The 6,599-nt window shown below is 51.6% G+C and carries 7 protein-coding genes; all 7 read left to right on the top strand.

From position 1 onward, the window contains the following. Nucleotides 1-148: 148 nt before the first annotated feature. Nucleotides 149-1,054, top strand: a complete 906-nt coding sequence (locus JJE36_06245; protein ID MBK5211890.1) for an elongation factor Ts — start codon at nt 149-151, stop codon at nt 1,052-1,054. Between the two features lie 157 nt (nt 1,055-1,211). Further along, nucleotides 1,212-1,922 carry a UMP kinase gene (locus JJE36_06240; GenBank protein ID MBK5211889.1) on the top strand — a complete coding sequence of 237 codons (711 nt, stop codon included), beginning with the start codon at nt 1,212-1,214 and terminating at the stop codon, nt 1,920-1,922. Nucleotides 1,923-1,925: 3 nt separating this feature from the next. After that, nucleotides 1,926-2,477, top strand: coding sequence for a ribosome recycling factor (frr, locus tag JJE36_06235; protein MBK5211888.1), 552 nt, complete (start codon nt 1,926-1,928; stop codon nt 2,475-2,477). Between the two features lie 37 nt (nt 2,478-2,514). Beyond that, nucleotides 2,515-3,237: an isoprenyl transferase gene (locus tag JJE36_06230; GenBank protein MBK5211887.1), complete on the top strand. Its 723-nt coding sequence runs from the start codon at nt 2,515-2,517 to the stop codon at nt 3,235-3,237. After that, nucleotides 3,234-4,136 carry a phosphatidate cytidylyltransferase gene (locus tag JJE36_06225; GenBank protein ID MBK5211886.1) on the top strand — a complete coding sequence of 301 codons (903 nt, stop codon included), beginning with the start codon at nt 3,234-3,236 and terminating at the stop codon, nt 4,134-4,136. The genes JJE36_06230 and JJE36_06225 overlap by 4 nt, the downstream gene beginning before the upstream one ends. A gap of 3 nt (nt 4,137-4,139) precedes the next feature. Then, complete coding sequence (locus JJE36_06220) at nt 4,140-5,282, top strand: 1-deoxy-D-xylulose-5-phosphate reductoisomerase (protein MBK5211885.1); 1,143 nt, start codon at nt 4,140-4,142, stop codon at nt 5,280-5,282. 60 nt (nt 5,283-5,342) lie between these two features. After that, entirely contained in the window at nt 5,343-6,596 is a 1,254-nt protein-coding gene (locus JJE36_06215) for a site-2 protease family protein (protein MBK5211884.1), read from the top strand. Nucleotides 6,597-6,599: the final 3 nt, after the last annotated feature.

Below are 6,599 nucleotides of genomic sequence, written 5' to 3'. Positions count from 1 at the left end.
TTGAACCTGTTGCAGTTGCGGTGGTTGAACCTGTTGCAGTTGCGGTGACCGAACCTGTTGCAGCAGTGGCGCCTGAAGCTGTCAGCGAAGAAGCTGTGACGGCTGAGTAAAGTAACTATTCGAACCGTTATTCTTTTGAGGAGATATGATGGCTGATATTACCGCAAAAATGGTTAAAGAGCTCCGTGAGTTGACCGGAGCAGGAATGATGGACTGTAAGAAAGCTTTGGCTGAAGCTGAAGGAAAGATTGAAAATGCCGTAGACGTTCTACGCATGCACGGACTCGCCGCTCTGGCGAAGAAGGCCGGGCGCGCGACGGACGAGGGCGCCATCGCGTCCTATGTGTCCGATGACTCACGTCTCGGTGTTCTTCTCGAGCTCAATTGCGAAACCGACTTCGTGGGCGCCAACGCAACGTTTACTGCGTTCGCCTCACAGCTTGCCGAGATCGTGGCTGACGAGAACCCTGCCGACGTCGAGGTCCTTAAGAGCGCTGCTGTTCCGGGACGCGGCATAACCGTCGAGGAGCTCTTCGGTGAGCTCGTCGGAAAACTAGGCGAGTCGCTTGTCCTTGCGCGCTTCGTCCGCGAAGAGGTTTCAGGCTCCGGTGCCGTTGCCACCTACATTCACGGTGGGGCGAAAATCGGTGTGATGGTCACCTTTAATTTCAAGAAGGACGAGACCGGCTCAAACGCCGTATTCAAATCCTATGGTCGTGATGTCGCCATGCAAGTTGCAGCTGCCGACCCGATTGCGCTATCTCGTGCCGATTTCGATCCCGCGGTTGTCGAGCATGAGCTTTCAATCTATAAAGCGCAAGCCGCAGATTCCGGCAAGCCTGAAGCGATTCAAGCAAAGATTGCGGAAGGTCGCCTCAATAAGTTCTTCAAGGAGCAGGCTCTCATCGAGCAGGCCTTCGTCAAGGACCCCGACATTTCCATCGACGAGTACACCAAGAAGATCGGAAAGGAAATCGGTGACGAGATTACCGTCGTCGGTTTTGAGCGATTCAACCTCGGAGAGTCTGCAAAAGAAAACGCGGATGCCGAGTAGTCGTTTCGGTAATATTTAAAGTTAATGAGCCCCCCGACGGGGGCTCATTCTGTGCGTCGCCGAATGCGCCGATTAGACTTTTTAGTACTATGAGGGCTCACTCTACGTTAAACTAAGGTTGTGCCGATATGTCAAGCCACTATGTTTTGGAGAGCGCATGAAGATAAAACGAGTTTTGTTAAAACTCTCTGGTGAAGCGTTGATGGGCAATCGCGGGTACGGTATCGACCCGGTAGTCATCGACTCTTTGGCCGCACAACTGAAAGCCGTCGTCGAACAGGGCTTTGAGATTGCAATCGTGGTCGGCGGCGGTAACATATTCCGAGGCCTTGCGGCGTCGGCAAACGGGATGGACAGGGCGACCGGAGATTACATGGGTATGCTCGCCACCGTCATGAATGCGCTCGCTTTGCAAGACGGTCTCGAGCGCGCCGGTATTTTCACTCGAGTCATGAGTGCGATTAACATGCAACAAGTAGCCGAGCCCTATATCAAACGACGCGCTGTGCGCCATATGGAAAAAGGCCGCGTCGTCATTTTTGCCGCCGGTACCGGAAACCCGTATTTCACCACCGATACGACGGCTGCTTTGCGCGCCTGCGAAATCGGAGCGGATTGCGTAATGAAAGCCACACGCGTCGATGGGATATTCGACAAAGATCCGAAAAAATATCCCGATGCGAAAAAGTATGATTCTCTCAGCTACATCCAAGTACTCAACGATGGTTTGCAAGTTATGGACTCGACGGCCATCTCGCTTTGCATGGACAATGATTTACCGATTATCGTATTCAATATGGAGATAGAAGGAAATATCGAACGGGCACTTAACGGAGAGCATGTCGGAACCATTGTGAAGGGTGACTAACATATGATAAACGAAGTGATAGATAGCACAAAAGACCAAATGGAGTCCATACGAAAATCGCTTCAGCTTGAATTTTCGAATGTACGGACCGGACGGGCTTCCGTCGCAGTTTTCGACCGAGTCATGGTCGATGCATACGGAGCACAGATGCCTCTCAATCAAACCGCAGGCATTCGTGTGCTCGATTCACAAACAATCGCAATAGAGCCGTGGGATAAAGGACTTCTCGCCGCAATCGAGAAGGCGATTCAAGGCAGTGACCTCGGCATCAACCCCAACAACGACGGGCAAGTCATTCGCGTGACATTTCCTTCTTTGACGGGAGAGCGTCGCAGGGAGTTGACGAAGCTTTGTAAGACGTATGCTGAGGAGGGTCGCGTACACGCCCGCAATGTTCGACGTGACGCAAATCAAAAAATCGAAAAAATGTCGAAAGACATCTCCGAAGATGACATTCGACGCGGTGAAGCAGAAATTCAAAAAATCACCGACACGGCTATTAAATTGATCGATGATAATCTGAAGTCCAAAGAAGCAGAGGTTATGGAGGTTTAACCTCGTGTCCGATTTTTTTACCTCATATGAGTCGAGAATGCTATTGAGCGAGTACAACGATAAGCGTGCTCCGCTTCATGTTGCCATAATAATGGACGGTAACGGACGCTGGGCGAAAGCTCAGGGGAAGCCTCGACTGTTCGGACATAAAGCGGGCGCGAACGCCGTGAGAGAAGCTATCGCTGCGGCCATCGAGCTCAAGGTGAAGCATCTCACGATATTTTCTTTTTCATCGGAGAATTGGTCCCGCCCCAAAGATGAGGTTTTCGGCCTCATGGCGTTGTTCATCGAAGTACTGACGCGCGAGCTGGCAAACCTCAACGAAATGAATGTGTGGGTTTCGGTTATCGGAGACATGGTCGGACTGCCCGAAAAAACGCGGTCGGCATTTGAGAATTGCGTCACATCCACACAGAATAACGATGGGCTCAATTTAATCGTCGCGCTCAACTACGGTTCACGTGCAGATATCACCGATGCGGTGGTGGGTATTGCGAAAAATGTCGCGGACGGAACGCTGGGAATAGAGGATGTAACGCAGGATTATATTTCCTCCGCACTTTCCACGAGAACTATTCCCGATCCCGATTTGCTCATTCGAACGAGCGGGGAGCGGCGCATTTCCAACTTCTTGTTGTGGGAACTTGCCTACACGGAACTTTATTTCACCGATGAATTGTGGCCTGACTTCAATCGAGATTCACTTTTGCGCGCATTGGTGGATTTCCAGAACCGTAATCGAAGATTTGGTGGGGCATGATGCATGAGTCGAATCCCGCGGGTATAGAGCCGACGACTTTTCTTCGACGCACCATCACCGGAGGAATATACGGAGTCGTGGTCTTGGCGGCCATATTGATAGGGAATAACTATTTCGCTCTGCCTCTGCTCTGCTCGGCGTTCGGGATAATAGGCACCCACGAGTTCTATAATCTCACCGCGCCGAAAATGAACAAATTCGCACGCACCGTCGGCTCGATTCTCGCCGTCGCCTTGCCGATAGTCACCTATATTTCGCTGGCATTCGTTCCCGAGAATCCCGTCATCGGGACAGGAGGTCTTGCAGGACTGATCGGTTTGTTTTATGCGGTTGCGGTTGCGCTGCTTTTTTATATTTGTTGGGTGGCTTTAACACCCACCTCGCACGCGAAAGATGCCGCACTTTCTTTTTTCGGTGCTATTTATCTCGGTGTTCCTCTGAGCTTTTTGATTCTCATTCGTAATATGGAGCAGGGAGTTTATCTGGCTCCCATGGTGGTCATCAGCGTGTGGGCGTTTGATTCGTTCGCCTATATCGGCGGTTCGCTCTTCGGACGGCATAAGCTGGCGCCGATCATTTCTCCTAAAAAATCTTGGGAGGGATTTGTCGCCGGTTTGGCCGGTGCTGTGATAATTTGGGAAATTCTCCCCCTTATCACTAAGAACAAATATAGTTTTTCAGCCGCTTTGCTCGTCGGCGCAATCACTTCTTTTGCTTCGTTGGTCGGTGATCTTTTTGAGTCACGTATCAAGCGTGAGGCTAAGCAAAAAGATTCGGGAACGTTATTGCCGGGTCACGGTGGGCTTCTGGACCGATTGGACTCAACATTGGCTGTATCGCTCGTAATGTTTTTACTGTTATCGACAGCCGGAGTCTTGCTCGGGGTGGTGACTCTCTAGCTCATGAAAACAGTCGCGATTTTGGGGTCTACGGGCTCCATCGGAAAACAGACGCTCGATGTTGTGAAGAATTTCCCCGAAGAATTCAGGGTGGTGGCTTTGGGCGCGTTTTCTTCTTATGAGTCAGTGGCACAACAGGCCCGACAGTTTACGGTGAATGACCTCGCCATGGCGCAATCGGCGTCGGCTGAGCGTCTTTCGAGCGAGTTGCCCGCTTGCAATGTGGGCTCGGGCGATGAAGCGATGGTCGAGCTCATCGAACGTTCGAATCCAGACATCGTCATCAACGCTCTGGTCGGCTCGGCGGGACTGCGGGTAACCGCAGCTACGCTTAAGGCCGGAAAGCGATTGGGTTTGGCCAACAAGGAATCTCTCGTCGTCGGCGGCGATATCATCATTCCCCTGGCTGCTCCCGGACAGCTCATTCCCGTCGATTCCGAACATTCGGCTATTTTTCAGTGTCTCCTCGGTGAAAGTCCATCGGAGATCTCGCGTATCTGGGTCACGGCGAGCGGGGGGCCGTTCAGAGATCGAGATCGTACGTATCTCGCCTCGGTGAAAAAAGAACAAGCTCTCGCACACCCCACATGGAATATGGGAGCGAAGATAACCATTGATTCTTCGACACTGATGAACAAGGGTCTCGAGGTCATCGAAGCGCATCATCTTTTCGATATGGATTACGATTCGATTTCTGTCGTGGTCCAGCCCCAAAGTCGTGTTCACTCCATGGTCGAGTACCTCGACGGATCCGTTAAGGCCCATCTCGGAGTCGCCGACATGAGGATTCCCATCCAATATGCGCTGAGCTACCCCAAGCGTTTCGCCTCACCGGTCGCGCCTCTCGATTTTACGTGCATCGGGTCGCTTGATTTTTTTCCCCCCGACACCGATACGTTTCGATGTCTCGATCTCGCCTATGCGGCGGGACGACTCGGCGGAACCGCCCCCGTGGTGCTCAATGCGGCCAACGAGATCGCGGTCGCGGCGTTTTTGCAAGATCGCATAGGTTTTCTCGACATAGAACATATCGTCGAAGAGTCTCTCAGCCATTTCGATGTCGAGCCCGTGGAGTCGATCGAACACATCGAACAAGTTGATGCGCGAACAAGGATTTTTGCTGAAAAGTTGTCTGTTTCTCTTTAATCGCTTTCCTCGGTCCGTATAGTGTTACTAAGGTATTTTCTTTTCGATTCAGGAGATTTCATGTCATTGACGATTGCAGCGATATTTTGGGGAATTGTTACGTTTTCTCTCCTCGTGGTGCTTCACGAAGGAGGACACATGCTCGTTGCTCGAGCATTCGGAGTCAAGGTACACGAGTTCTTCATCGGGCTACCGGGTCCGAGTCTTTCTTTTCAGGCGAAGGGTACGCGCTACGGCGTGACAGCCATTCCTCTGGGTGGCTATGTTCGCATTTCCGGTATGGAGGGGGACACTCAAAATCTGCTTCTCGAGCCTGTTCTCTGCTATCTGACGGTTGAGCGGCATGCCGATCTCGCAAAACTCGCCGCGCATTTCAATGCCGAGGAAGATGAGATCATTTCAACGATGAATACGCTCGAGGACTGGAGCGCGGTGGTTGTAGATACGAAAGGTGACGCGTGGAGCTCTGCGTTCGAACAGGCAGAAGCAGAGAGCCCCGATTCGTTGATGGAAAAAGCACAAGTGCACACGTTTCTCGCTTTGAAAACGTGGCAACGAGTCGCCGTGCTGTCTTCGGGGGTCGTCGTCAATATCGTTACGGCTCTCGCCGTGTTCACGATAGTGCTGTCGGGGTGGGGTTATTATTCCGATCTCGGACACATCGATCCCGTCAAAGGCGGACCCGCGTATTCGGCGGGCTTGAAAGCGAATGATAAAATCACTGCAATCGACGGAAAGTCGGTCGTCGGAGTTTCATCGATTGCGCCGCTTTTGGCATCTTCTTATAACGTGGGAGAGAGAGTCAACGTTCAAGTCAGTCGTAGCGGAAAAATCTTTTCCGAAGAAGTCGAACTCGGGTCGAATCCGACCACAAAAAAGCCATATCTCGGCGTGCAAAGTCATATGACGCATGTGAAGTCTTCGGTGGGTTCCTCGCTGGCCAAATCATTCGGCTATGTCGGTCTCACGTTCAAAGCACTCGCAGGCTTCTTCAATCCCCGTACCTTTAAGGCGTCTGCCGCGCAGTCTTCAAGTATCGTAGGTATTTCGGTGATGGCGGCCAAAGCCGCCGAAACGAGTGCGCTTGATTACATCTGGCTTATCGCCGCCATCTCTCTTTCTCTCGGTATTATGAATATCTTGCCGATTCCTCCGCTGGACGGTGGAAAAATAGCCATCGAATTATTTGCAGGTATCCGGAAAAAGCCGGTTTCCATGAAAGTTCAAACAGGTCTTTCTCTCGCCGGTTTTGCGCTTTTATTTTTGTTGGTAATTGTACTTACGGTCAATGACTTCAGTCATATTCTCGGATAAGAG

The organism is Coriobacteriia bacterium, from assembly GCA_016649875.1.
Classification (GTDB): domain Bacteria; phylum Actinomycetota; class Coriobacteriia; order WRKU01; family JAENWW01; genus JAENWW01.
This window is presented reverse-complemented; position numbering and strand designations above follow the sequence as displayed.

What these genes read in the sequence shown, in the direction of transcription:
- JJE36_06225 (MBK5211886.1), top strand. Translation starts at nt 3,234, where the DNA reads ATGATGCATGAGTCGAATCCCGCGGGTATAGAGCCGACGACTTTTCTT.
- JJE36_06220 (MBK5211885.1), top strand. Translation starts at nt 4,140, where the DNA reads ATGAAAACAGTCGCGATTTTGGGGTCTACGGGCTCCATCGGAAAACAG.
- JJE36_06230 (MBK5211887.1), top strand. Translation starts at nt 2,515, where the DNA reads ATGCTATTGAGCGAGTACAACGATAAGCGTGCTCCGCTTCATGTTGCC.
- JJE36_06245 (MBK5211890.1), top strand. Translation starts at nt 149, where the DNA reads ATGGCTGATATTACCGCAAAAATGGTTAAAGAGCTCCGTGAGTTGACC.
- frr (MBK5211888.1), top strand. Translation starts at nt 1,926, where the DNA reads ATGATAAACGAAGTGATAGATAGCACAAAAGACCAAATGGAGTCCATA.
- JJE36_06240 (MBK5211889.1), top strand. Translation starts at nt 1,212, where the DNA reads ATGAAGATAAAACGAGTTTTGTTAAAACTCTCTGGTGAAGCGTTGATG.
- JJE36_06215 (MBK5211884.1), top strand. Translation starts at nt 5,343, where the DNA reads ATGTCATTGACGATTGCAGCGATATTTTGGGGAATTGTTACGTTTTCT.